The organism is Anaeromyxobacter paludicola, assembly GCF_023169965.1.
Classification (GTDB): Bacteria; Myxococcota; Myxococcia; order Myxococcales; family Anaeromyxobacteraceae; genus Anaeromyxobacter_B; species Anaeromyxobacter_B paludicola.
Genome location: NZ_AP025592.1, coordinates 2,897,135 through 2,920,202, shown reverse-complemented (window position 1 = coordinate 2,920,202; position 23,068 = coordinate 2,897,135). Strand labels below are relative to the sequence as shown.

Below are 23,068 nucleotides of genomic sequence, written 5' to 3'. Positions count from 1 at the left end.
ACCGGAGCTCGGAGCGGGAGCTACTTCACGAGGCCGGCGGTCTTGGCGACCTCCTCGGCCAGGTTCTCGGTCTTCTTCTCGAGCCCCTCGCCGAGGACGAAGCGGGCGAAGCGGCGGACCTGCACGTTCTCGCCGATCTTGGCGACGGTCTCGGTGACGAGGTCCTGGACGGTCTTCTTGTCGTCCTTCACGAACGGCTGCTCGAGGAGCACGACGTCCTTGTAGAACTTCTCGACCTTGCCGGTCGCGATCTTCTCGATGATCGCCTCGGGCTTCTTCTGCTCGCGGGCCTGGGCGCGGGCGATCTCCATCTCCTTCTCGATCACCTCGGCCGGGACCTCCTCGCGCCGCACGAACTGCGGGGCGGCGGCGGCGATGTGCATCGAGAGATCCTTCACCAGGGCCTGGAAGCCGTCGGTGCGGGCCACGAAGTCGGTCTCGCAGTTCACCTCGACGAGCACGCCGATCTTGCCGCCCATGTGGATGTAGCTGGCGACGGCGCCCTCGGTGGCGGCCCGGCCGGCCTTCTTGGCGGCGGCGGAGAGCCCCTTCTTGCGGAGGTACTCCTCGGCCTTGCCGAAGTCGCCGCCGCTCTCGGAGAGCGCCTTCTTGCAGTCCATCATCCCCGCGCCGGTCTTCTCGCGGAGGTCCTTCACCATGGTTGCGCTGATCTCGGCCACTGGTCTCGTCTCCTGATAAGGAAAAGGGGCGGGTCCCGTCGCCGAGACCCGCCCCGGAATGGGAACCTTCCGGGCTGCTACTTCTGCTCGGGGGCCGGGGCGGCCTCGACCGGCGCGGCCGGGGTCACCTCGCCCTTGCGGAGCACCTCGACGTTGGCGCTGGCGGCGCCGCGGTCCTCGCGGGGCTGGCGCGGGCCGCGGTCACGGCCGCCGCGGTCGCGGCGATCGCGACGGTCACGGCCGCCGCGCTCGCTGGCGGCGTCGCGGTCGCTCTGCTCGGTCTCCTGGGTGCCGTGCTCGGCCACGTAGGCGCTGTAGCGGCGGCTGCCCTCGATGCAGGCCTCGGCCACCTTCCCGGTGAAGAGCCGGATGGAGCGGATGGCGTCGTCGTTGCCCGGGATGACGTAGTCGATCCCCTCGGGATCGCAGTTGGTGTCCACCACGCCGACCACCGGGATGCCGAGGCGGTTCGCCTCGTGCACGGCGATGTGCTCCTTCTTCGGGTCGATGATGAAGATGGCCGCGGGGACGCGGGAGAGCTCCTTCACGCCGCCGAGGTTCTTCTCCAGCTTCTCGCGCTCGCGCTCGAGCTGGGCCACTTCCTTCTTCGGGAGGCGCTCGTAGGTGCCGTCCTTGGCCTGGCGCTCGATCTCCTTCAGCCGATCGATGCCGCTCTTGATGGTCTTGAAGTTGGTGAGCGTGCCGCCGAGCCAGCGGTTGGTCACGTAGAACATGCCGCAGCGGGCGGCCTCCTCGGCGACCGCGTCCTGGGCCTGCTTCTTGGTGCCGATGAAGAGCACCTTGCCGCCGCGCGCCACGGTGTCGGAGACGAACCGGAAGGCGTTGCGGGCCAGGGTGACCGTCTTCTGCAGGTCGATGATGTAGATGCCGTTGCGGGCGCCGAAGATGTACGGCTTCATCTTCGGGTTCCAGCGCTTGGTCTGGTGGCCGAAGTGGACGCCGGCCTCCAGCAGCTGCTTCATGGTGATGGCGGTGCCGCCCTGCTCCATGGCCTGCGCCATCGTCTGGGGCGCGGCCTCGGCGGCGGGAGCGGTCTCGGCGGGGGGAGGCGCCTGGACGGCGCCCTCGGCGGGGTTCTGCTGGGTTTCCATGTGGTCTCTCCGGTTGGTGTCCGCCACTCTCCCGAAAGCCGGCTCGTCCCACCCGCCGCTCTCCTCGGGACCGAAGGTCCGCTCGGAGGTCGGCGGGCACCGGGGTGCGCCGCGGGAAAGTGTGTGAATTTACGACGGTTCTGGTCTCATCCAGGCTCGCGATACACCACGGGCCTGCCCCGAGGGGCGCCGTGATCTAACACAGGCCACCCGGTCTCGCAACGCCCCGTCACTTCCACCATTTCAGCTCGACCAGGGCGCCGTCGTACCCGCGCCAGGCGACCGGACGCGGGGCGGCCCCCGGGCAGCCGTGCCGGGCGATCCGGGGCGACACCGCGAGCCCGCGCCCGCCGCAGCGCCGGCATTCGAAGCGGCGCGCGAACGCGGCGCCGTCCGGTGCCGCGAGGGGAGGCGGCTCGGGCACGGTCGGGCCGGGCGGCGAGCCGAAGAGGCCGCGGGCGCGGTAGGCCTCGAGCTCGGCCAGCTCCGCCTCCTCGCCCCCCTGGCCGCGGCCGGCCTCGGCCCGATCGCCGAGCTGGCAGCGCCCGCAGCGCGCCACCCCGAGGCTGCGGGCCACGACGACGTAGGTGGCGCCGTCCCGCTCCTCCTCCCAGGCCTCGTGGGCGTCCACCTCGAGGGCGGGCACCGCGAGCCGCCCCAGGGCCGCCTCCTTGGCCGCGTCCACGGCGTGGGTGACGAGCACCTCGAGCGCCAGCGCCGGCGCCCCGGCGCGGGTGACGAGCACGTCGGCCCGGTGCGAGCCCACGAGCCCCTCCGCCACCGCGCCGTCCCCCGCCGCCGCGAGCTCGACGGCCGCCTCGCGCCGGCACCCCGGGCAGCGCGCGCCCAGCACCACCCGCAGCCGCCCGGCGAAGGCCTCGCCGCAGAGCCAGAGCAGCCGCTCCTTCACGTTGAGGTGGAGGGCGGTCTCGGGCGCGGTGAGGGGGCAGCGCGACCCGGGCTCGTGCGCGAAGTGGCGCGCGCGCTGCTCGCCGAGGTGCGGGATGAGCGGATCGCCGCAGCCGAGGCAGGCGAAGGGGGCGCGGTCGCGCCGGCGCTTCGGGTCGAGCGCGGCGACGTGGACCTTGCGGCCGTCCCGGTCGCGCGCCCAGGCGAGCTGGACCTCGGGGGCGGGGCCCGCTCTCGCGGCGCTCCCTCCCCGCTCGGGCGGGGAGGGCTGGGGAGGGGCGGCCAGCGGGACCTCGCGACGGAGCGGGTGATGTTGGCGGGCGTTTCCGTGTCGAGGTCGCGTTGCGCGAGGCACGGGCGGAGTCTATCTCCCCGGGCGGGCGCCCGTGGAGCGGGCGAGCGGCCAGGCGCCGAGGAGGGAACGATGGCGGTCGAGAAGGGCTCGAAGGCCCCGGACTTCACGCTCACCGACGAGGCGGGCGAGCAGGTGTCGCTCTCGGGACTGCGCGGCAAGCGCGTGGTGCTGTTCTTCTATTCGAAGGCCGGCACCTCCGGCTGAACCCGCGAGGCCCTCGACTTCCGTGACGAGGTCGGCGCGTTCCAGAAGAAGAAGGCCGTGGTGCTCGGGGTCTCCCGCGACTCCCCCGCGGCGCTCGCCCGGTTCAAGGAGAAGCAGCAGCTCCCGTTCCACCTCCTCTCCGACCCCGAGGCCGAGGTGCTGCGCGCCTACGGCGTCTGGAAGGAGAAGAACATGTACGGCAAGAAGGTGATGGGGGTGGAGCGGAGCACCTTCGTCATCGGCAAGGACGGCGAGGTCGAGGAGGCCTTCCGGAAGGTGAAGGTGGAGGGGCACGTCGCGGACGTGCTCGCTGCGCTGTAGCCGGGCCCCGGGGCTCTCCCTCCCCGCCGCGGCGGGGAGGGCGGGGGAGGGGTGGCCAGCGCCGCCCCCGCTGCTCCCGTTCGCATCCGTGTTAGACAGCGCGCATGGCCACCTCCCGCGCGCTCCGCACCGACCTCGTCGACGCCGTCGTCCTCGAGGTGTACGGCCTGGTCCGCGACCAGGGCTGGCTCGCCGACCGGGCGCTGGAGCGGGTGCTCCGGCGCGAGAAGCGGCTCTACGCGGTGGAGCGGCGCGCCGCCGCCGAGTCGGTGTACGGGCTCATCCGCGCCCAGGGGCAGCTCGACTTCGTCCTCACCGGCGCGCTCCCCGGCGAGGCGGCCCGCGCCCGCCCGGCGCTCTCGCTCGCCTACGCGGCCTGGCTCGCCCGCAGCGGCGCCGCCCCGCTCGACGCGGCGGCGAAGCGGCTCGGCGTCCCGCGCCGCGAGCTCGCGCCGGTGGAGGCGGCCGGCAAGGCCATCGCCGCGCTCGCCGATCCGCTCTCGCGCTTCGCCGTCGAGGCCTCGCTGCCGCGCTGGATCGCGGAGCGGTTCGCGGCGGAGCTCGGCCTGGACGAGGCGGTCCGGCTCGGCAAGGCGATGAACGAGCGCGCGCCGCTCACCGTCCGCGCGAACCTCCTGCGCGGCCCGCGCGAGGACCTGCAGGCGCGGCTCGCCGAGGAGGGGGTCGAGTCCACGCCCACGCCCCACTCGCCCTGGGGGCTCACGCTCGACGGCCACGCCAACGCCTTCGCCCTGCGGGCCTTCCAGGAGGGGCACTTCGAGATCCAGGACGAGGGGAGCCAGCTCATCGCGCTCGCCCTCGGCGCCCGACCCAACCACAAGCTGGTGGTGGACGCCTGCGCCGGCGCGGGCGGCAAGTCGCTCGCGCTCGCGATGGAGATGCGCAACAAGGGCTCGCTCCTCGCGCTCGACCCCGACGCCGAGCGGCTCGAGGAGGCGAAGCGCCGCGCCCGCCGCGCCGGCGTCCACAACCTGCGCGACCGGGCCATCCCGCCCGACGAGACCGCCGACGAGGCGCTGAAGGATCTCGCCGGCAAGGCCGAGCGGGTCCTCGTGGACGCGCCCTGCAGCGGCCTCGGCACGCTCCGCCGCAAGCCCGACGCCCGCTGGCGGCTCCGCCCCGAGGACCCGGCCCGCTTCGCCGGGCTGCAGCGGTCGATCGCGGTCCGCTGCGCGAAGCTCCTCAAGCCGGGCGGCCGGCTGGTCTACGCCACCTGCTCTCTCGGCCGGACCGAGAACGACGAGGTGGCCGACTTCCTCGCCACCGCCGCCCCCGGCCTCGTCCCCGTGCCGCTCTCGGAGACGCTCGGGGCGGAGCGCGCCGCCGCGCTCGGCGCCGACGGCAACCGGCTGCAGCTCTACCCCCACCGGCACGGCACCGACGGCTTCTTCATGGCGCTCTTCCAGCGGGAGAAGTGAGCCGTGCCGCACGTCCCCCACCGCCCCCTCCCTGTTCCTCCCCCGCTTCGCGGGAGAGGGGAAGAGGCGCTCGCGGCCGGCATCCAGAGGCCGCCGCGCTGCGCTCCCTCCCCGCTCGGGCGGGGAGGGCGGGGGAGGGGCGGCCAGCGGGTGACCGGTGCATTCCGGCGGGACTCGAGGAGCTGAGGCATGCCCGAGCTCCCCGAGGTCGAGATCGCCGCCCGCAACCTGCGCCGCTGGACGCGGGGGCGGCGCATCGAGGCGGTGGAGACCGATCCCCGGGCGGCGCGCGTCTTCCGGCCCGGCGCCCCGGAGGCGTTCGCGGCCGCGCTCGCCGGGCGGCGAATCACCCGGGTGGACCGGCACGGCAAGCAGCTCCTCCTCACCCTCGACGCGGCCGCGAAGGCGGGCCCTCTCGGCGTCCTCGCCCACCTCGGCATGACCGGCAAGTGGCTGCGGCGCCGCCCCGGCGAGGAGCCCCCGTCGCACTCGCGCGCCCGGCTCCGGCTCGACACGGGCGCGGTGCTCCACTTCCGCGACCCGCGCCTCTTCGGGCGGCTCCGGCTCGTCCCGGGCGCCCGCTTCGACGCGGTGCCGGAGCTCTCGGCGCTCGGCCCCGACCCGCTCCGCGACGGCGTGGACCCGGCGGCGCTCGGCGCGGCCCTCTCGCGCTCGCGGCGCCCGGTGAAGGTGGCGCTCCTCGATCAGTCGCTGCTCGCCGGGGTGGGGAACATCTACGCGAGCGAGGCGCTCTTCCGCGCCCGCATCGACCCGCGCCGCGCGGCCCGCGACCTCACGCCGGCCGAGGTGAGGCGGCTCGCGGGCGCGGTGGTGGCGGCCATGGAGGAGAGCCTCCGCCGGCAGGAGGGGCCGGAGATCACCTACGTCGAGGAGCCGGGCGCCGAGAACCCGTTCCTCGTCTACGGCAAGGCGGGCGAGCCCTGCCCGCGCTGCCGGCGGGCCCGGATCGTCCGCGCCGTCCAGGCGCAGCGCTCCACCTTCTACTGCCCCCGGTGCCAGCGGTAGACTCGGCGCCCGTGAAGAGCCCCCCTCACAGGCGCTGCCCGCGATGACCCCCGACCGCCTCGCCCGCATGAGCGTCGCCGAGCTGCGCATCCACTTCCTCGGCCAGGACCGCCCGCTCACCGCCGAGTGCGAGGCGGCGCTCGCGGCCGACGCGCGGGCCGGCGCCCGGGCGGTCTACGACGCCATCCTGAAGCGCCGCCGGGAGAACCGCGCCGAGGGGCAGCGGCTGCGCCACCTGCTCGAGTGGGAGAGCCGGCTCTGGGCCGCCGGCGTCACCCGCATCGCCGGCGTGGACGAGGCCGGCGTCGCGCCGCTCGCCGGCCCGGTGGTCTCGGCCGCCGTCATCCTGCCGCGCGACTTCCGGCCCCGGGGCATCGACGACTCGAAGCAGCTGGACGCCGCGGAGCGGGAGCGGCTCGCCGCCGAGGTGAAGGCGGCCGCGGTCTGCTGGGCGGTGGGGATGGCGAGCGTCGAGGAGATCGACACGATCAACATCTACCGCGCCAGCCTGCTCTCGATGCGCCGGGCGGTGCAGGGGCTCCCGGTCGTCCCCGAGCACCTCCTCATCGACGCCCGCAAGCTGCCGGAGCTGAAGATCCCGCAGGACGGCATCATCCACGGCGACGCGCTCTCGCTCACCATCGCGGCGGCCAGCATCCTCGCCAAGACCACCCGCGACGCGCTCATGGCCGACCTCGACCGCGTCCACCCGGGCTACGGCTTCGCCCGTCACAAGGGGTACCCGACCGCCGAGCACTTCCGGGCGCTCGAGTCCCTCGGCGCCTGCCCGATCCACCGGCGGTCGTTCGCGCCGGTGCGGCAGGCCCTCGGGCTGGAGCCGGTGCAGGAGGAGCTGTTCGCGCCGCCGAAAGACGCGGCGGGCGAGGGCTAACCCCCCGATCCGGCTGGATAAGCCATTTGACGGGGCGGCCCCCGAGGGCTAGAAGTGGGGACCAGAGGTCAGGCCCGACGGTGCAGGTGCGGCCATTCGAGCTGCGGATTTCCCGCGGCCCCGCCCCCCGATCCGGCTCCTATGCGACAGCATTCATCTCCCCGTACGGACCGCGCCCAGCTCGCCGACGCGAGCGACTTCCCCCACGACGAACCCTCTCGAGGCCCGCTCCCAGGGCTGGCGCTCGACCCGCCCGTCCCCGATCCGGAGCACCCGCCCGAGATCCCGGCCGATCGGCTCGACCCCGACGCGCTGAAGGTCATCTTCCGCCTCCGGCACATGGGCCACCAGGCCTATCTCGTCGGCGGCTGCGTCCGCGACGTCCTGCTCGACAAGAAGCCGAAGGACTTCGACATCGCGACGAGCGCCCACCCCGGCGAGGTGCGGGCGATCTTCCGCAACTGCCGGCTCATCGGCCGCCGCTTCCGGCTCGCGCACGTCTACTTCCGCGGCGGGAAGGTGCTCGAGGTCGCGACCTTCCGCGCCAACCCCACCGACCAGGTGGAGGACCTGCCGGAGGACGGCGACCTCCTCATCACCCGCGACAACGTCTTCGGCACGGCCGAGGAGGACGCCCGCCGCCGCGACTTCACGGTGAACGGCCTCTTCTACGACTGCGCCGCCGGCGAGGTGATCGACCACGTGGGCGGCCGCGCCGACCTCGAGGCGCACCGCATCGCCACCATCGGCGACCCCGACATCCGCATGCGCGAGGATCCGGTCCGCGCGCTGCGCGCCATCCGCTTCGCCGCCCGGCTCGGCTTCACCATCGCCCCCGACACCTTCGAGGCGATGCGCCGCTACGCGAAGGAGATCGCCCGCTGCGCCGCGCCGCGCGTGCTCGAGGAGATCTTCAAGATCCTCCGCTGCGGCGCCTCGGCCCGCGCCTTCGAGCTGCTCCGCGCGGCCGGCGCGCTGCCGGTGGTGCTCCCGGCGGTCTCGAGCGCCATCGACGCGCTCCCCGAGGACGGCCGCCGCCGCGCCCAGGCCCACCTCGCCGCGCTGGACGAGCTGGTCCGGTCCGGCGCCGAGGTCTCCGAGGCGGTGCTGCTCGGCACCCTGCTCGCGCCGGTGCGCGGGCCCGAGGACGCGCCCGGCGGGCCGCTCGCCGCCCAGGACGAGCTCCTGCGCGAGCTCGTCACCGGCTCGCGCCTGCCGCGCAAGATCGCCGAGCGGGCCAAGCTCGCCCTCTCGTCGCAGCGGGTGCTCAAGGGCCCGCCGCGCCGCCGCCGCCGCCGCTCGGGCGGGATCGCGGGCCAGTCCTACTTCCTCGACGCCGTGCAGCTCCTCGAGATCGCCGTGAAGGCGACCGGCGAGGGCGCCGACGAGCTCGCGCGCTGGCGCCCGTCCGCCGACGGCGCGACCGCCCCGTCCGGCGAGGCCGAGCCCCGGCAGGCCGAGCGCGAGGGGGAGCCCCGCCGCGGCCGGAGCCACGGCCGGCGCGGGCACCACGGCCCGGCGGCCGCTCCCGCCGGCGGCGAGACGATCATCCAGGAAGTGACCATCGGGGCTGCCGCCAACGAGGCGGGAGCGCCCGGACCCGGTCCGGCCGAAGCCGCGGCCGAGGGCGACGCCCACTCGCGCCGGCGGCGCCGCCGCCGGGGTGGTCGCCGCCGCCGCCGCCGCGGCGCCGCGGACGCGGGCGGCCCGCCGCCGTCGCCTTGACCACCCCCTCACCCTTCGGTACAAACCGCGACCATGCCGACCGAAAAGCCGACGCCGCGCTACAAGCGCATCCTCCTGAAGCTTTCCGGTGAGATGCTGATGGGGGACGGCAAGGGCGGGATCTCGCCCAAGGTCCTCACCACCATCGCGCAGGACGTGAAGGACGTGGTGGACCTGGGCGTCGAGCTGGCCCTGGTCATCGGCGGCGGCAACATCTTCCGGGGCGTCTCCGGCGCCACCGAGGGCATGGACCGGTCGAGCGCCGACTACATGGGCATGCTCGCCACGGTCATCAACGCCATGGCGCTGCAGGACGCGCTCGAGAAGATCGGCGTGGACACCCGGGTGCAGTCGGCCATCGAGATGCACCAGGTCGCCGAGCCCTACATCCGCCGCCGCGCCATCCGCCACCTCGAGAAGGGCCGCGTGGTGATCTTCGCGGCCGGCACCGGCAACCCGTACTTCACCACCGACACCGCCGCCTCGCTCCGCGCCATGGAGATCCACGCGGACGTGCTCATGAAGGCGACCAAGGTGGACGGCGTCTACACCGAGGACCCGAAGAAGAACCCGGCTGCGGTGAAGTTCAAGCACCTCGCCTACATCGACGTCCTCAAGCGGAACCTGAAGGTGATGGACTCCACCGCCATCAGCCTCTGCATGGACAACGACCTGCCCATCGTCGTCTTCGACTCCACCCAGCACGGCAACGTGCGCCGGGTGGTGCTCGGGGAGGAGATCGGCACCACGGTCGGCGGCACCGGTCCGCGCGCCACCGCCACGTAGCGCCTCCGCGGCGCCGCACGCCTTCGCACCCGAGAGAGGGGAGCCCCACCCTATGAGCGTTGCCGACGACATCCTGAAGGACCTGCACGGCCGCATCGCCAAGAGCCTCGACGCCTTCCGGCAGGACCTCACGACCATCCGCACCGGCCGGGCCAGCCTGCACCTGCTCGACAACGTGCGGGTGGACTACTACGGCACCCCCACGCCGCTCGCGCAGGTCGCGACGCTCTCCACGCCCGACGCCCGCCTCATCGTCGTGAAGCCGTGGGAGAAGAACATGATCCCGCCCATCGAGAAGGCGATCCGCGACGCCAACCTCGGCCTCAACCCGATGAGCGACAAGGACCTGGTCCGCGTCCCCGTGCCCGCGCTGACGGAAGAGCGCCGCAAGGAGATCGTGAAGCAGGTGAAGCAGAAGGGCGAGGAGTACAAGCTCGCCATCCGCAACGAGCGGCGCGACGCGAAGGAGCTGCTCGAGGCCGCCGAGAAGGACGGCGACGTCGCCGCGGACGAGGCCAAGAAGGCGCTCGAGAAGGTCCAGAAGGAGACCGACGAGGGCGTGAAGAAGGTCGACGAGATCGTCGCCGCGAAGGACAAGGAAGTGATGCAGATCTGAGGCGGAAGCCTCTCTGCGCAGCGCCCCCTCCCTGTCCCTCCCCCGCTGTCGCGGGAGCGGGGATGAGGTCACCGCGAGGGCGGCGACCAGCAGGTGCCGAGACGGCGCCGATCGCTACGCGAACCCATGCGCCGCCCAGAGCATCGCGACGAGCGCCAGCAGCCAGATCAGGTGCGCCACGCCGCCGAGCGCGGCGAGCCGCTTCACCGCGCCCTCGGTGCCGGCCGTGCCGCCGCCCGACTCGATGGCGAGCTCGATCTTCTTCCAGGCCGGCATGAGCACGCCGGCGACGAGCCCGAGCAGGAGCAGCCCGAGCAGCGTGCCCACGATCACCCCGGCGCCGATGCCGCCCACCTGCCCGAGCGGGGAGGCGAGGAGCACGCCGGTGAGCACGGTGGCGACGCCGGCGGCGAGGTCGAGCCGGAGCGCGGCGCGCACCCGGGCCAGGAGCGGCACGGTGTGCGGCGGGCCGAGCGCGAGGGTGCGGCGGACGTCGCCCGGCACGTAGATGGCCGCGCCGAGCCAGGCCGCCATGCTGAGCACGTGCAGCAGCCGGAGGAGGAAGGGCATGCCGGTCCGTTAACCGGCCGGCCCCGACGGCGCACGCCGCATCGAGGTGCCCGGGAGAGGCGGGCCGCCCCCCGGTCCGGAGGGCGCTACCCCTCCTGCTCGAGCAGGGCGATGACCGCCCGCAGCACCTCGAGCCGCGCGAACCGCTTGTCGTCGCCCGGGATCACCTTCCAGGGCGCGTCGGGCCGGTGGGTGCGGTCGAGCATCTCCTGGATGGCCTTGGCGTAGGCCTTCCAGCGCTTGCGGTTGCGCCAGTCCTCCTCGGAGAGCTTGTAGCGCCGGAGCTTGTCGGTCTCGCGCCGCTCGAACCGCTCGAGCTGCGTCCTGCGGTCGATGTGCAGGAAGATCTTCAGGATCCGGATGCCGTCGTCGGTGAGCATCCGCTCGAAGGCGTTGATCTCGTCGTAGGCGCGGCGCCACTCCGCCTTCTTCGCGAACCCCTCGACCCGCTCCACCAGCACCCGCCCGTACCAGCTCCGGTCGAAGACCGCGAGCTCGCCGTCCTCCGGGAGCCGCTGCCAGAAGCGCCACAGGTAGTGGTGCCGCTTCTCGGCGTCGCGCGGCGCGGCGATGGGCCACACCTTGTAGCCGCGCGGGTCCATGAGCGCGGTGAGCCGCTTGATGGCCCCGCCCTTGCCCGCGGCGTCCCAGCCCTCGAAGACCACGATGGCGCGGCGCCGCTGGAGGAAGTTCTCGATCTGCAGGCCGTAGGCGCGCTTCTGCAGCGCGCCCACCTCCTGCTCATAGCTCTCCTCGTCCACCTTCCTCGAGAGCTTCACCCCGTCGAGCGTCAGGGTGCCCGGCGCGTAGACCTCGAACCCGTAGGCGTGCTCGACGCGGTCCTTCCTGGCCATCCTGGGACGCCTCCCGCCGGCGGCGCCGGCGCCTCTCGTCAGTAGCGGTAGCCGTGCGCGATGGGGAAGCGGCGCCCCTCTCCGAAGGCCTTGGCGGTGACCTTGAGCACCGGCGCCGCCTGGCGCCGCTTGTACTCGCTCATGATCACCATCCGGAGCACCCGCCTCACCGTCTCCGGCCGGTGGCCGCGGGCCACGATGGTGTCGAACGGGAGCCGCTCCTCGATGTGCGCCGCGAGGATGTCGTCGAGCTCGTCGTAGGACGGCAGCGTGTCCTGGTCGGTCTGGTCGGGCTTGAGCTCGGCCGAGGGCGGCTTCGTGAAGGTGTTCTCCGGGATGAGCTCGCGGCCGGCGCGGCGGTTGGCGGCGCGGGCCACCTGGTAGACGAGCGTCTTGGGGAGGTCGCCGATGGCGGCGAGGCCGCCCGCCATGTCGCCGTAGAGCGTGCAGTAGCCGACGGCGAGCTCGCTCTTGTTGCCGGTGGAGAGCACGAGCCCGCCGAGCTCGTTCGAGAGCGCCATCAGGATCTGGCCGCGGATGCGGGCCTGGACGTTCTGCGCGGCGAGGTCGCCGAGCGGCCCCCCGAGCACCTGCTCGAGCTGCGCGAGGTAGGCGGCGTGCATCGGCTCGATGGCCACCTCCTCGAAGCGGACGCCGAGGTTGGCCGCGAGGGCGCGGGCGTCGTCGCGCGAGTGCTGCGAGCTGTAGCGCGAGGGCATGGCCACGCCGAGCACGTTCTCGCGCCCGAGGGCGTCGGCGGCGAGGCAGGCGGTGAGGGCGCTGTCGATGCCGCCCGAGAGGCCGATGACCGCGCTCTTGAAGCCGCACTTGCGGACGTAGTCGCGCACGCCGAGCGAGAGCGCCCGGAAGAGCTCCTCCGCCTCGGCCTCGGGGTCGCGGGCGCGCGGCGGCGCCGCGGGCGGTCGCGGCCGGCCCGGCTCCTCCTCCACGGTGGCGCGGCCGGTCTCGAGATCGGCCACGAGCAGCGCCTCCTCGAAGAGCGGCGCCCGGGCCAGCACCGCGCCGTCCTGGCCGACCAGCATCGAGGCGCCGTCGAAGACGAGCGAGTCGTTGCCGCCCACCTGGTTCACGTAGGCGATGGGCACGCCGTGCCGGCGCGCCGCCGAGGAGAGCATCCGCTCCCGCAGCGCCGGCTTGCCGAGCGAGTAGGGCGAGGCGGAGATGTTGAGGATGAGCCCCGCGCCCTGCCCGCGCAGCTCGTCGAGCGGGTCGCGCTCGTAGCGCGGCTTCACCCAGAACCGCTTGTCGTTCCAGATGTCCTCGCAGATCGAGAGCCCGAGCCGCGCGCCGAGCGCCGGCGACTCGGCCGAGGTGCTCTCGCCGGCCGGCACGAAGTAGCGGGCCTCGTCGAAGACGTCGTAGGTGGGCAGGAGGGACTTGCGCCCCACCGCCGCCACCCGCCCGCCCTCGATGAGCGCGGCGCTGTTGTAGACCGAGGGCGGCGGCGCGTCGGCGGCGCCCTCCGGGAACCCGACCACCACCGCCACGCCGCGCGACCACTCGGCCGGCTGGGCGAGCTCGGCGAGCGCGCGGGCGGCGCGGGCCAGGAACTCGGGCATGTCGAGGAAGTCGCGGGGCGGATAGCCCGAGAGGGCCAGCTCCGGGAAGACCACGAGCTTGGCGCCCTGGGCGCGGGCCCGCTCCACCTGGGCGCGGATCTTGGCGGAGTTCCCCGCGAAGTCGCCCACGGTGGTGTTGATCTGGGCGAGCGCGATGACGGTCGGCGGCACGGTTCGAAGATGCTACCATCCCGCTCTCCGCGCGAGCATTTCCGACATGACCACCCGCACCTCCGCCCTCCCGGGCGCGCTCGCCGCGCTCGCGCTCTGCCTCCTCGCCGGCTGCCCCGGCAAGCCCGCGCCGGCGCTGCCGGAGGTGCGGCTCTACGCCGGCGTGAGCGACGCCGCGGCGCGGGCCGTGGCCGACGCGGCGGCGCGGCGCGGGATCGCGCGGGTCGTCCGGGTGGCGCGCCCGGCCGAGGCCGAGCTGGGGTGGTTCGCCGATCCCGCGGCCGCCCTGGAGGACGGCGCGCTCCTCGTCCCCGGCGCCGCGCCGCCGCAGCCCGACGTGGACGACGCCTGGAAGGACCCGGGCCGCCGGTTCGTGCCGCTCTGCGCCCGCGGCGCGGTGCTCCTCCTCGGCCCGGGCCCGCTGCCGTTCGAGCCGCGCAACCTGCGCGACCTCGCCGATCGCCGCCTCGCCGGCCGCCAGGCCCTGGTGCCGCTCTCGCAGGGCGACGGCCCGTCGTGGCTCGCCGCGCTCTCGCTCGCCTACGGCCCGCAGAGCGTGGAGAAGTTCCTGCGGCTCCTCGCGCGGGCCGAGCCGCAGCTCGTCGCCTCCGACGCCGAGGTGAAGGAGCGGGTCGCGCGCGGCGCGGCGTCGGTGGGGCTCGTCGGTTCGGAGGAGGCGGCCGCTGCCGCGGCGAGCGCGCACGCGCTCGAGGTGGTCTACCCGGACCAGCAGGGCGACGGCGGCGTGGTGCTCCCGACCGCGGTCGCGCTGCTCGCGCCCGGCCGGGCGAGCGCGCCCGCCGCGCAGCTGCTCGCGTTCCTGGCGGGCCCCGAGGCGGAGGCGCTGCTCGCGGCGCGAGCGCCCGGGTACCTGCCGCTCCGGCCGGACACGCCGGTCCCCCCGGGCGTCCACCCGGCCGGGAACGTGCGCTCCCTGGCGGTGGAGTGGGACCGGCTCGCCGCGGAGAAGGCGCGCCTGCGTCCCGCGCTGCGCGCGCCCTGAGGCCCAGCGCCTCGGGCGCGCCGCGCTCGCCGCGCCGCGGCCTCCGCCAGGGCGCGTCCACGACCTCCGGGGTCGGCTCCCCATTTTTGGACCTGCGCGCCCCGCGGCCCGTCCCGGGGTAGCGGGGCTGGCCGCTCGCCTGGACCGTGCACAGACTCGCCATCGGGTCGGAGGAATCATGCACGTGCGCGCCTCGCTCCTCGTCGCGCTCGTCCCAGCCGTCGCCCTCGCGGGCGGCGTCGAGGGCCGGACGCGGAGCCAAGGGCCGGTCTGCTCCGGCGACTACGCCGACTTCCACTCCGCCCTGCGCCAGGAGATCCGGACCTTCGAGGCCTCGGCCGAGGCGAGCTACACCTACCTGGTCCGGACCACCGCCATCTACGAGCACGTCTACTACGGCAAGGGCGGGAAGCTCCGGCGCGCCTACCTCCGCCACGTCCGCCACGGCACCGCCTTCGCGTACAAGGCCGCCGGCGGCGAGTGGTACCTCGCCACCAACGCCCACGTGGCCGCGGCGCCGGAGGTGACCGGGCCGGGCAGCGAGGTGGAGGGGGTGCCGGCGGGCGCGCGGAAGGTGCGGGAGAGCGTGCGGATCGTGCAGAGCGAGTCGGACGACGACGAGCCCGGCCAGATCCCGCTCGTGCGCGCGGCGGTGGACCCGGCGCTCGACATGGCGGTGCTGAAGTCGCGCCGGCCGCTGCGGATCCTGCCGTACCGGATCGGCCGCTCGGCGGCGCTCAAGGTGGGGAACGCGGTGCAGGTGCGCGGCTATCCGCTCGCGGCCTTCGCCGCCTCCAACACCGGCCGGGTGACGGCGGTGGGCCAGGCCGATCACGAGCGGGCCTGGTCGCACGACGACTTCACCGTGGACGCGCTCCTCAACAACGGGAACTCGGGGAGCCCGGTCTTCGCCATCTCCTGCAAGTCGGGCGAGCTCGAGCTGGTCGGCGTCTACCACGCGGGCTACGTGGGGGCGCAGGCGATGAACGTGGTGGTGTCGATCGACCAGCTCCGGCCGCTGCTCGACCGGCTCGAGGTGGGGCGCGGCGCGGCGGCGCTGGCGGACGGGGCGCTCGACCGCCCGCGCGTGCTCGAGGCGCTGCGCGCCAGCGGCGGCGCGGCGGAGCTGCCGTACGCCGACCGCATGGTCCGCGCCGAGGCGGCGGGCGACTCGGTGAGGTTCGGGCTGCTCGGCGCCGGCTTCCCGCTCTCCACCCGCGTCGCCTTCGAGCTCGAGAGCCCGGCCGGCGCGGGCGAGCTGCAGCTCCGGGCGGGGAAGGGCGAGCCGGCCGCGTACGGCTCGGCGCTGTCGCCGGAGCTGGGTCAGGAGCTCGGGGAGCTGGCCGACTCGCTCTGGCGGCAGCTCGACGCCGTCCTGCAGTACCGGGCGGCGGAGCGGGCGCGGTCGTTCTCGCTCGCCTCGGCGATCGGCGAGCGGGTCCGGGCGCGGCGGGAGGAGCAGCGCGAGCAGCTCCAGGCGGTGGACTTCGCCTCCGACGGCGCCCTGCAAGGACTCGCCGGCCTGATGGCGCCGGAGCCGTCGCGGGCGGAGAGCGCGGACCGGTAGAGGCCGCTCCGGCCGCGGCCGCCGCGCCTCGCCCGCGGACGGTCAGGGCCGAGGGCCGGCCGCTCCGCGCTTCACGGCGTCTCCGAACGATGGCGCCGCGTGGCGAGGGGGGGGTGAGGTAGGTCCAGGTACGTGATCTCGATCAGGGGCGTCCTATTAGGGTCTATAAGGGCCTATATCGGCACAGGAGCGGACCGCCTGACCGCCCAACCGGGTTCCAGGCCCCCGGACCCACCCCATTTGCCCAAGGTCCGCGGGACTTTACGAGAAAGTGATCCGTAGGGGGTGGCAACCGGCCGGGGCGTGCATATCGTCCTTCACGCCCGGGAAAAAGACGGCCAGGCGTGGGATCGGTAGGGATCCCTCCGCTTGGCAGACCCGGAAAGCTGGCCCAGACAACGGGCCTTGTCGGGAAGGAAAAAGAGATGGCTCAGATCGATATCGAGGTCCTCACGCCCTTCGCCGCCCGCTTCCTGGAGGGCACGACGCTCACGCCGGCCGAGCGCGCCGAGGTGCTGCGCATCGCGCAGGGCTTCGCCTGCAAGGACTCCGCGGCCGCCGCTGGCGTGTCGCCCGAGACCATCCGAGCCCGCCGCAAGCGGATCTACCGCAAGCTCGACGTGCCGGGCTCGGGCGAGCTCCTCGCCAGCCTGCTCTCGCTCTCGCTCAAGATGCTCGCCAAGGGCGAGCGCATCGAGCCGCGCCCGGTCGTCCCGGCGCAGCCGCAGGCCCAGACGCAGCCCGGCGCGAGCTCGCCGGCGGCTGGCCTCCGCTAGCCTCCAGACCTCTCCCTGGAAAAAGGGCGGCCCGGGTCGAGCCCGGAGCCGCCCTTTTGCTTGGAGGGGGCCATGGCCCCCTCACCTCGCGAGCGCCTACCGCGCCACCCAGCTCTCGAGCTTCTCGGCGACCTTGGCCGGCGTGAAGCCGTACTCCTCGGCGAGCGCCTTCTCCGGCGCCGAGGCGCCGAAGCGGTCGATGCCGATGACGAGCCCGTCCTTGCCGGCGTGGCGCCACCACTCGGTGCCGCGCGCCGCCTCCACCACCGCCACCTTCTGCCCCGGGGGCAGCACCTCGTCGCGGTAGGACTGCGGCTGCGCCTCGAAGCAGGTGAGGCACGGCACCGACACGAGCCGCCCCACCACGCCCTTGGCCGCGAGGAGCTCCAGGGCCGCCTGCGCGAGGCCGACCTCGGAGCCGGTGGCGAGGACCGTGAAGCTGGCGCCGGCGGGAGCGGCGACCACGTAGGCGCCGCGGCCGACCGCCGCCGGGTCGAAGCTGGCGCGGGTCACCTTGGCCGGCTTCTGGCGGGTGAGGACCAGCGCCGTCGGCCCGTCCTTCCGCTCGAGCGCGTGGCCCCAGGCCCAGGCGGTCTCGAGCCCGTCGGCCGGGCGGACCACGTGAAGGTTCGGCACGGCGCGCAGCGTGGTGAGCTGCTCCACCGGCTGGTGCGTCGGCCCGTCCTCGCCGAGGAAGATCGAGTCGTGCGTGAAGACGTAGATCGACTGGAGGTGCGACAGCGCCGCGAGCCGGATGGGCGGGCGCATGTAGTCGGAGAAGATGAGGAAGGTGGCGGTGAAGGGGATGGCGAACCCCTCGTAGGCCATGCCGTTCGCGATGGCGCCCATGGCGTGCTCGCGGATGCCGTAGGGCACGTTGCGGGCGGCCGGGTTCTGCGGCCCGAACACGCCCGCGCCCTTGATCTCGGTGAGGTTCGACTCGGCCAGGTCGGCGGAGCCGCCGATGAGCGAGGGGACCAGCGCCGCCGCCTTCTGGATGAGGGCGTGCGAGAGCTTGCGCGTGGCGTCGTTCTGGTCGGCGCCCTCGAGGAGCTTCGCCTGGAGGTCGGCCGGCAGCGCGCGCGTGACGAGCGCGTCGAGGAGCGCGGCCTGCTCGCCGTGCGCGGCGCGCCACGCCGCCTCGTCCCGCTTCGCGGCCGCGACCTGCGCGGCCTTCTCGGCCTGCACGCCCTTCCAGAAGGCGCGGACCTCGTCGGGCACGAGGAAGCGCGGCTCGAGCGGCCAGCCCAGGTGCTTCTTGGTGGCCTCGAGCTCCGCCTCGCCGAGCGGCGCGCCGTGGCTGGAGGACTTGCCCGCCTTGCCGGGCGAGCCCCAGCCGATGGTGGTGCGGCAGCGGATGAGGCTCGGCTTGCCGAGCTCCGCCTTGGCCGCCTCGATGGCCCGGTGGACCGCGTCGTGGTCGTGGCCGTCCACCGACTGGACGTGCCAGCCGTAGGCCTCGAACCGCTTCGTCACGTCCTCGCCGCCGAAGGTGATGGCGGTCGAGCCGTCGATGGTGATCTGGTTGTCGTCGTACAGGTAGACGAGCCGGCCGAGCTTCATGTGGCCGGCGAAGCTGGCCGCCTCGGCCGCCACGCCCTCCATCAGGTCGCCGTCGGAGACGATGGCGTAGACGAAGTGGTCGGCGGCCGGGTTGCCGGGGCCGAGCCGGGCGGAGAGGATCGCCTGGCCGAGCGCCATGCCCACGCCGTTGGCGAAGCCCTGGCCGAGCGGCCCGGAGGTGACCTCGATGCCGGGGGCGTAGCCGAACTCCGGGTGGCCCGCCGTCCGCGAGTGGAGCTGGCGGAAGCTCTTGAGGTCGTCGAGGCTGAGGTCGAAGCCGGCGAGGTGGAGCAGGCTGTAGAGCAGCATCGACCCGTGCCCGGCGGAGAGCACGAACCGGTCGCGCCCCAGCCAGCGCGGCTCCTTGGGATCGAAGCGCAGGTGACGGGTCCAGAGGACGTGCGCCAGGTCGGCGCAGCCCATGGGCATGCCGGGGTGGCCGCTGTTCGCCTTCTGCACGCCGTCGGCGGCCAGCATGCGGATGGTGTTGACGCAAAGCCGGGTCAAGTCTGCGCTGGGTGAAGCCAAGAGGGATCTCTCCGTCGAAGAGCGGGGGAGGAAGCTGGGAAGGGCGAAATGTCGCCCACGGGGAGGGCGAGATCAAGGGGGTGTACCATCTGCTGGCGTGACTTCTTCCCGCCCCCCGCTCGCCCGCAGGGCCAGCGCCGTCCCGCGGCCGCCCGACGCGCCCGCGCTCCGGATCGGCCACCGGGTGGCGCGCACCGAGGCCGAGGGGCCCGGGAGCCGGTACGCGGTCTGGCTGCAGGGGTGCGCGCTGCGCTGCGCCGGGTGCTGCAACCCGCACCTCTTCGACCCGCGCGGCGGGGAGCGGGTGACGGTGCAGGCGCTCGCCCGGGAGCTGGCGCGAGAGGTAGGGAAGGGTGGGCTCGATGGGCTGACGCTGCTCGGCGGCGAGCCTTTCGAGCAGGCCGCGCCCGCCGCCGCGCTCTGCCGGGCCGCCCGGGGGCTCGGGCTCTCGGTGATGGTCTTCACCGGCCACGCGCTCGAGGCGCTGCAGGCGCGGGCCGCGGGCGACGCCGGGGTGGCCGCGCTCCTCGCCGCGACCGACCTCCTCGTGGACGGGCCCTTCGACCGGGCGCGGCCCGAGCGGTCGCGCCGCTGGGTCGGATCGGAGAACCAGCGGTTCCACTTCCTCACCGCGAGGTACGCGCCCGGCGTCGAGCGGGCGCCGCCGGGGGAGCTCGCGCGGACGGTGGAGGTGCGGATCGGGCCGGACGGGCGCGTGTTCGTGAACGGGTGGCCGGAGGGCATCGACCCTCGCTGAAAGCTTCGCCTTGGGGCCGGTGCCCCGCGCCGGCTCGTCAGGTCCCCTCGTACGCGCGCTGGAGGCCGGCGACGTCGAGCTTCTGCATGCCGAGCATGGCCTGCATCACGCGCTTCCCGCCCGCCGTGTCGGCGCGCTGCATGAGCTCGCCCAGGGCGTCCGGCACCACCTGCCAGTAGACGCCGAAGCGGTCCCGCACCCAGCCGCAGCGCTCGGGCTGCCCGCCATCGGCGAAGGCGTTCCAGTAGTGATCGACCTCCGCCTGATCGGCGCAGCTCACCACGAAGGAGATGGCGTGGTTGAAGGGGTCGAGCGGGCCGGCGTCGATGGCGACGAACGGCTGGCCGGCGAGGGTGAAGGAGACGATCTGCACCGAGTTGGCCGGGCCGCTCGGGGTGTCCACCGGGATCGGCGTGACCTGATCGACGTGGGAATCGGGGAAGAGCGAGGCGTAGAACCGCGCCGCCTCGGCCGCTCCCTTCGCGAACCAGAGGTGAGGGGTGATCTTGGTGCGGAGGGTGGGCATGGGCTCCTCGGGCTGGCGCCGCGCCCCTCTGTCTAGGCGGCGGCGCGCGCGAGATCGACCCCATGCGTTCACGCACGTTTTCGCCGAAATCCCGAGCAGCGGCGGCGCGATGACGCCGGATCGGCAGGATTTGCACCGAAGACCCTTGGGGCGTGCGCTGGACGCCGCCGGGCGATCCGTGTAGACGCATCGCCTCTCGCTCCGACTCCGGGGCGAGGCAGGGCGGCCATCTTCGCCGCCCCAGAACACAGAGAAGAAACGAGTACACGGTTCAAAATGGCTACTGGTACGGTGAAGTGGTTCAACGATGCGAAGGGCTTTGGTTTCATCACCCAGGATAGCGGTGGCGAGGATGTGTTCTGCCACCACACCGCGATCCAGGCCGACGGGTTCCGCACCCTGGCCGAGGGCCAGAAGGTGGAGTTCGACGTGACCAAGGGCCCGAAGGGCCTGCAGGCGGCGAACGTCCGCCCGGTCTAGCCGACCCGCATCGATCGAACAGGAAGCCCCGGCCCCTCACGGAGTCGGGGCTTCTTGCGTTCTGGGGGCAGGCGTGCGGCGAGGCGCCGCCGGGCGCAAGTTCAGGAGGTGGCAGCCCGCCCCGACAGGACTCCCAGCGAGCGGGAAGACGAGCGCTCGCCGCTGGCTCGCGCCCAGGCCTTCTTCCGCGTGCGCATCTGGGCCGTGCGCGTCGCCGACCTGCGCGGCTGGCAGCGGCTACTCTACCGCGGGAGCCGCGTCCTCTACTCCGGCTTCCAGGGCTTCTTCTCGAACCGGATCACCGTCCGGGCCGCGGCGCTGACCTACTACAGCGTCCTCTCGATCGTGCCCTTCCTCGCCTTCGCCTTCGCCATCCTGAAGGGGTTCGGGGCGTACGAGAGCTTCATCGAGAAGAGCGTCCGGCCCTACCTGCACCAGACCTTCGGCGACAACCCCGCGCTGCTCGGGGCCACCGAGAAGATCCTGCAGTTCGTCCAGCGGACCAACTTCTCCACGCTCGGCGCGGTGGGGCTGCTCATCCTGCTCTACACCAGCGTGAGCCTGCTCTCGTCGGTCGAGGACACGCTCAACGACATCTGGGGCGCCAAGACGCGGCGCACGCTGCTGCGGCAGGTGACCGACTACGTCACCCTGCTCGTCACCACGCCGCTGCTCATCCTCGCCGCCGGCACCGCCGCGACCGCCGCGCAGAGCTCGCGGGTGGTGGAGTTCCTCCGCGACGTGTCCGGGATCGGCGCGGTGATCGACTTCCTGCTCCGCTTCACCTCGGTGGCCGTGGTCGGCGTCGCGTTCTTCGCGCTCTACCTCATCCTGCCCAACGTGCGGACCCGGCGGCTCTCCTGCGCCATCGGCGCGCTCGTCGCCGCCGTGCTCTGGCAGGTGGCGCTCGTCCTGTACGTGCAGCTCCAGGTCGGCGTGTCGAGCTACAACGCCCTCTACTCCGTCCTGAGCGCGCTGCCGATCTTCCTCGTCTGGACCTACGTGTCGTGGCTCGTGGTGCTCGTCGGCGCGCAGGTGGCCGCGAGCCACCAGAACGAGGGGCTGGTGCGGCAGCGGCTGCGGGCGCAGCAGGCCGACCAGGCGTTGCGCGAGACGCTGGCGGTGGTGGTCGGGGCGCACGTCGCGCGCGAGTTCCTGCGCGGCGGGCCGTGGCGGGCGCAGGCGCGCCTCTCGGAGCTGGTGGACGTGCCCGCGCTCGCCATCGAGGAGACCCTGCAGGCGCTGGTGCGCGCAGGGCTGCTGGCGCGGGCCGACGTCGGAGGCGCGGTGGGCTACCTGCCGGGCCGGGACCTCGACCGGATCCGGGTGAGCGATCTCAAGGATGCACTGAGGATGGAGCCGCAGGCCGACGCCGTGCGGGCGGAGCTCGAGGCGCGGCTCGGGCCGGAGCTCGCGCGTGTGCTGCGAGGCGGCGAGGAGGACCGGCGCCGGTCGCCGCACGACGTGAGCCTGCGGGAGCTGGCCGGGATGGTGGGGGACGTGGACGAGGGGAGGGCCGTCGCGGCCCGCACGCCACCGGTCGCGAAGGCGCCGCCCGTGGCGACGCAGCGGCCGGTGATGGACGCCAAGTGAGGGGCGGAGGGTCGAGCTCCCAGCGACGCCGCTGGTGGTGGCCTCAGGGCGCCTCGGCGCGCCGCTCGGCGAGCAGCTCGGAGACGAGCTGCGTCATCCGGCGGTGGTGCGAGCCCGCCCAGTAGACGCGGCCGCAGGAATCGCAGCGGCGGAAGTCTTCGTGCTCGCGGCGGACCGCCGGCGGTAGCGCGGACTCGACCTTTGCCTTGGCGACCGGCTCGAGGAGCCCGTTGCAGCGCAGGCAGCGGCGGAAGGGGGCGATGGCGCCGTGGAGGTCGAGGCGGCGCAGGACCTCCGTGAGCTGCTCGCGCGGGTCCGAAGCTCGGACCAGGTAGCCGTGGGTCACGATGCGACGCTTGAGGAGGCCGCGGTCGCGGGTGAGGAGGATGCGGTGCTCCTCGGCCGAGATTCGGGCCAGCTCGTCATCGGGCGCGTCGTTACGCCAGGCGGTGTCGAAGCCCAGCATGCGCAGGTGCCGCGCCAGCCGGCCCAGGTGGCCGTCGAGGACGAAGCGGACCTCCCGCAGCGGGGCCGGGCGGACGTGGGTGACGGGCGCGATGTCGATGGCCTCGAAGACCGGGTAGACCGCCACGCGCGCGCCGTCGTGGAGGCGCCAGGAGAAGTCCACCGGTTCGCCGTCGGCGAGGACCAGGTCCACCTCGGTGTGGGGGACGCCGAGGGCTTCGATGACGTCCTTCACGGAGGGGTGGCCGTGGAAGGGGTGGTCGAAGGAGACGAAACGCTTCGAGGGAGGGAGGAAGTCGTTCAGCTCGGCGTAGAGGCGGAGGTGGGCGTGGGGCATCGGCCCCAAGGCTTAGTGAGGCGCGGCCCATCATGCCCGCTGGATGGTTCGCGTGGGGGGCCTCCGATTTCGTAGGCCGCCGATTTAGTGAACGACAGATGAACGCTCTTCCAGTGGACCAGGCCGAGGAGCGCGACCTGGACCTTGTGGCCACGCAGCGGAGGCAACGGCTCCTTCCAGGCCAGAAGCCGGCACCAGCGTGCCGCATTGGTGGTGCTGCGCGCTAATGACGC

General features: G+C 73.7%; 22 protein-coding genes. 13 read left to right on the top strand and 9 right to left on the bottom strand.

All coding sequences use genetic code 11. The annotated features are described in order from the left end of the window. Window positions 1-20 precede the first annotated feature (20 nt). The 3 genes from tsf to AMPC_RS13210 all read right to left on the bottom strand — a co-directional run bounded on the left by tsf (window position 21) and on the right by AMPC_RS13210 (window position 3,056). Window positions 21-680, bottom strand: a complete 660-nt coding sequence (tsf, locus tag AMPC_RS13220) for a translation elongation factor Ts (RefSeq protein ID WP_248341691.1) — start codon at window positions 678-680, stop codon at window positions 21-23. A 77-nt stretch (window positions 681-757) separates the two neighbouring features. Next, window positions 758-1,702 carry a 30S ribosomal protein S2 gene (rpsB, locus tag AMPC_RS13215; protein WP_248346322.1) on the bottom strand — a complete coding sequence of 315 codons (945 nt, stop codon included), beginning with the start codon at window positions 1,700-1,702 and terminating at the stop codon, window positions 758-760. A gap of 319 nt (window positions 1,703-2,021) precedes the next feature. Continuing rightward, on the bottom strand, window positions 2,022-3,056 hold the full coding sequence (locus tag AMPC_RS13210; protein WP_248341688.1) for a competence protein CoiA family protein: 1,035 nt from the start codon (window positions 3,054-3,056) through the stop codon (window positions 2,022-2,024). On the opposite strand from AMPC_RS13210, the gene bcp reads away from it, so the two are divergent. The 7 genes from bcp to frr all read left to right on the top strand — a co-directional run bounded on the left by bcp (window position 3,012) and on the right by frr (window position 10,065). Continuing rightward, window positions 3,012-3,581: a thioredoxin-dependent thiol peroxidase gene (gene bcp, locus AMPC_RS13205; RefSeq protein WP_318654300.1), complete on the top strand. Its 570-nt coding sequence runs from the start codon at window positions 3,012-3,014 to the stop codon at window positions 3,579-3,581. The genes AMPC_RS13210 and bcp overlap by 45 nt on opposite strands. A 104-nt stretch (window positions 3,582-3,685) precedes the next feature. Continuing rightward, window positions 3,686-5,020, top strand: a complete 1,335-nt coding sequence (locus AMPC_RS13200; RefSeq protein ID WP_248341675.1) for an RsmB/NOP family class I SAM-dependent RNA methyltransferase — start codon at window positions 3,686-3,688, stop codon at window positions 5,018-5,020. Window positions 5,021-5,209: 189 nt separating this feature from the next. After that, a complete protein-coding gene (gene mutM / locus AMPC_RS13195) occupies window positions 5,210-6,046 on the top strand; it encodes a bifunctional DNA-formamidopyrimidine glycosylase/DNA-(apurinic or apyrimidinic site) lyase (protein ID WP_248341673.1) in 837 nt (278 codons plus the stop codon). A gap of 34 nt (window positions 6,047-6,080) precedes the next feature. Beyond that, a complete protein-coding gene (locus AMPC_RS13190; RefSeq protein ID WP_248346320.1) occupies window positions 6,081-6,938 on the top strand; it encodes a ribonuclease HII in 858 nt (285 codons plus the stop codon). A 141-nt stretch (window positions 6,939-7,079) separates the two neighbouring features. After that, the gene (gene pcnB / locus AMPC_RS13185; protein WP_248341663.1) at window positions 7,080-8,663 is read left to right on the top strand and encodes a polynucleotide adenylyltransferase PcnB; all 1,584 of its coding nucleotides are present in this window, start codon (window positions 7,080-7,082) and stop codon (window positions 8,661-8,663) included. Window positions 8,664-8,696: 33 nt separating this feature from the next. Further along, window positions 8,697-9,449: a UMP kinase gene (gene pyrH, locus AMPC_RS13180; RefSeq protein ID WP_248341654.1), complete on the top strand. Its 753-nt coding sequence runs from the start codon at window positions 8,697-8,699 to the stop codon at window positions 9,447-9,449. Window positions 9,450-9,501: 52 nt separating this feature from the next. Continuing rightward, window positions 9,502-10,065 carry a ribosome recycling factor gene (frr, locus tag AMPC_RS13175; RefSeq protein WP_248341646.1) on the top strand — a complete coding sequence of 188 codons (564 nt, stop codon included), beginning with the start codon at window positions 9,502-9,504 and terminating at the stop codon, window positions 10,063-10,065. Between the two features lie 114 nt (window positions 10,066-10,179). On the opposite strand, the gene AMPC_RS13170 is transcribed toward frr, so the two are convergent. The 3 genes from AMPC_RS13170 to AMPC_RS13160 all read right to left on the bottom strand — a co-directional run bounded on the left by AMPC_RS13170 (window position 10,180) and on the right by AMPC_RS13160 (window position 13,240). After that, window positions 10,180-10,635 (bottom strand): hypothetical protein, encoded by a 456-nt coding sequence (locus tag AMPC_RS13170; RefSeq protein ID WP_248341645.1) that lies wholly within the window; start codon window positions 10,633-10,635, stop codon window positions 10,180-10,182. 86 nt (window positions 10,636-10,721) lie between these two features. Then, window positions 10,722-11,489 (bottom strand): polyphosphate kinase 2 family protein, encoded by a 768-nt coding sequence (locus tag AMPC_RS13165; protein ID WP_248341643.1) that lies wholly within the window; start codon window positions 11,487-11,489, stop codon window positions 10,722-10,724. Between the two features lie 38 nt (window positions 11,490-11,527). Then, window positions 11,528-13,240 carry an NAD+ synthase gene (locus AMPC_RS13160; protein ID WP_248341642.1) on the bottom strand — a complete coding sequence of 571 codons (1,713 nt, stop codon included), beginning with the start codon at window positions 13,238-13,240 and terminating at the stop codon, window positions 11,528-11,530. A 46-nt stretch (window positions 13,241-13,286) separates the two neighbouring features. Between AMPC_RS13160 and AMPC_RS13155 the strand changes: the two genes are divergently transcribed. The 3 genes from AMPC_RS13155 to AMPC_RS13145 all read left to right on the top strand — a co-directional run bounded on the left by AMPC_RS13155 (window position 13,287) and on the right by AMPC_RS13145 (window position 16,586). Then, window positions 13,287-14,243, top strand: coding sequence for an ABC transporter substrate-binding protein (locus AMPC_RS13155; protein ID WP_248341641.1), 957 nt, complete (start codon window positions 13,287-13,289; stop codon window positions 14,241-14,243). Between the two features lie 178 nt (window positions 14,244-14,421). Beyond that, window positions 14,422-15,810, top strand: coding sequence for a S1 family peptidase (locus AMPC_RS13150; RefSeq protein ID WP_248341640.1), 1,389 nt, complete (start codon window positions 14,422-14,424; stop codon window positions 15,808-15,810). A 425-nt stretch (window positions 15,811-16,235) separates the two neighbouring features. Beyond that, the gene (locus AMPC_RS13145) at window positions 16,236-16,586 is read left to right on the top strand and encodes a LuxR C-terminal-related transcriptional regulator (RefSeq protein WP_248341638.1); all 351 of its coding nucleotides are present in this window, start codon (window positions 16,236-16,238) and stop codon (window positions 16,584-16,586) included. A 96-nt stretch (window positions 16,587-16,682) separates the two neighbouring features. Here the strand turns inward: AMPC_RS13145 and tkt are convergent, their stop codons facing one another. Then, complete coding sequence (gene tkt / locus AMPC_RS13140) at window positions 16,683-18,656, bottom strand: transketolase (protein WP_248341637.1); 1,974 nt, start codon at window positions 18,654-18,656, stop codon at window positions 16,683-16,685. Window positions 18,657-18,774: 118 nt separating this feature from the next. Here tkt and AMPC_RS13135 point away from each other — a divergent pair, with 118 nt between their 5' ends. Continuing rightward, entirely contained in the window at window positions 18,775-19,434 is a 660-nt protein-coding gene (locus tag AMPC_RS13135; RefSeq protein WP_248341635.1) for a 4Fe-4S cluster-binding domain-containing protein, read from the top strand. A 37-nt stretch (window positions 19,435-19,471) separates the two neighbouring features. On the opposite strand, the gene AMPC_RS13130 is transcribed toward AMPC_RS13135, so the two are convergent. Then, complete coding sequence (locus AMPC_RS13130; RefSeq protein ID WP_248341633.1) at window positions 19,472-19,960, bottom strand: VOC family protein; 489 nt, start codon at window positions 19,958-19,960, stop codon at window positions 19,472-19,474. Between the two features lie 276 nt (window positions 19,961-20,236). Between AMPC_RS13130 and AMPC_RS13125 the strand changes: the two genes are divergently transcribed. Beyond that, entirely contained in the window at window positions 20,237-20,440 is a 204-nt protein-coding gene (locus AMPC_RS13125; RefSeq protein ID WP_248341632.1) for a cold-shock protein, read from the top strand. A gap of 108 nt (window positions 20,441-20,548) precedes the next feature. Beyond that, on the top strand, window positions 20,549-22,033 hold the full coding sequence (locus AMPC_RS13120) for a YihY/virulence factor BrkB family protein (RefSeq protein WP_248341631.1): 1,485 nt from the start codon (window positions 20,549-20,551) through the stop codon (window positions 22,031-22,033). Between the two features lie 43 nt (window positions 22,034-22,076). On the opposite strand, the gene AMPC_RS13115 is transcribed toward AMPC_RS13120, so the two are convergent. Beyond that, entirely contained in the window at window positions 22,077-22,835 is a 759-nt protein-coding gene (locus AMPC_RS13115) for a Mut7-C ubiquitin/RNAse domain-containing protein (protein ID WP_248341630.1), read from the bottom strand. Window positions 22,836-23,068: the final 233 nt, after the last annotated feature.

Excerpts from the sequence above, each read along its gene's own strand:
- AMPC_RS13200 (WP_248341675.1), top strand. The coding sequence starts at position 3,686 with ATGGCCACCTCCCGCGCGCTCCGCACCGACCTCGTCGACGCCGTCGTC.
- AMPC_RS13155 (WP_248341641.1), top strand. The coding sequence starts at position 13,287 with ATGACCACCCGCACCTCCGCCCTCCCGGGCGCGCTCGCCGCGCTCGCG.
- AMPC_RS13150 (WP_248341640.1), top strand. The coding sequence starts at position 14,422 with ATGCACGTGCGCGCCTCGCTCCTCGTCGCGCTCGTCCCAGCCGTCGCC.
- AMPC_RS13130 (WP_248341633.1), bottom strand. The coding sequence starts at position 19,960 with ATGCCCACCCTCCGCACCAAGATCACCCCTCACCTCTGGTTCGCGAAG.
- AMPC_RS13125 (WP_248341632.1), top strand. The coding sequence starts at position 20,237 with ATGGCTACTGGTACGGTGAAGTGGTTCAACGATGCGAAGGGCTTTGGT.
- AMPC_RS13115 (WP_248341630.1), bottom strand. The coding sequence starts at position 22,835 with ATGCCCCACGCCCACCTCCGCCTCTACGCCGAGCTGAACGACTTCCTC.
- AMPC_RS13170 (WP_248341645.1), bottom strand. The coding sequence starts at position 10,635 with ATGCCCTTCCTCCTCCGGCTGCTGCACGTGCTCAGCATGGCGGCCTGG.
- AMPC_RS13165 (WP_248341643.1), bottom strand. The coding sequence starts at position 11,489 with ATGGCCAGGAAGGACCGCGTCGAGCACGCCTACGGGTTCGAGGTCTAC.
- rpsB (WP_248346322.1), bottom strand. The coding sequence starts at position 1,702 with ATGGCGCAGGCCATGGAGCAGGGCGGCACCGCCATCACCATGAAGCAG.
- pyrH (WP_248341654.1), top strand. The coding sequence starts at position 8,697 with ATGCCGACCGAAAAGCCGACGCCGCGCTACAAGCGCATCCTCCTGAAG.
- pcnB (WP_248341663.1), top strand. The coding sequence starts at position 7,080 with ATGCGACAGCATTCATCTCCCCGTACGGACCGCGCCCAGCTCGCCGAC.
- frr (WP_248341646.1), top strand. The coding sequence starts at position 9,502 with ATGAGCGTTGCCGACGACATCCTGAAGGACCTGCACGGCCGCATCGCC.
- mutM (WP_248341673.1), top strand. The coding sequence starts at position 5,210 with ATGCCCGAGCTCCCCGAGGTCGAGATCGCCGCCCGCAACCTGCGCCGC.
- AMPC_RS13145 (WP_248341638.1), top strand. The coding sequence starts at position 16,236 with ATGGCTCAGATCGATATCGAGGTCCTCACGCCCTTCGCCGCCCGCTTC.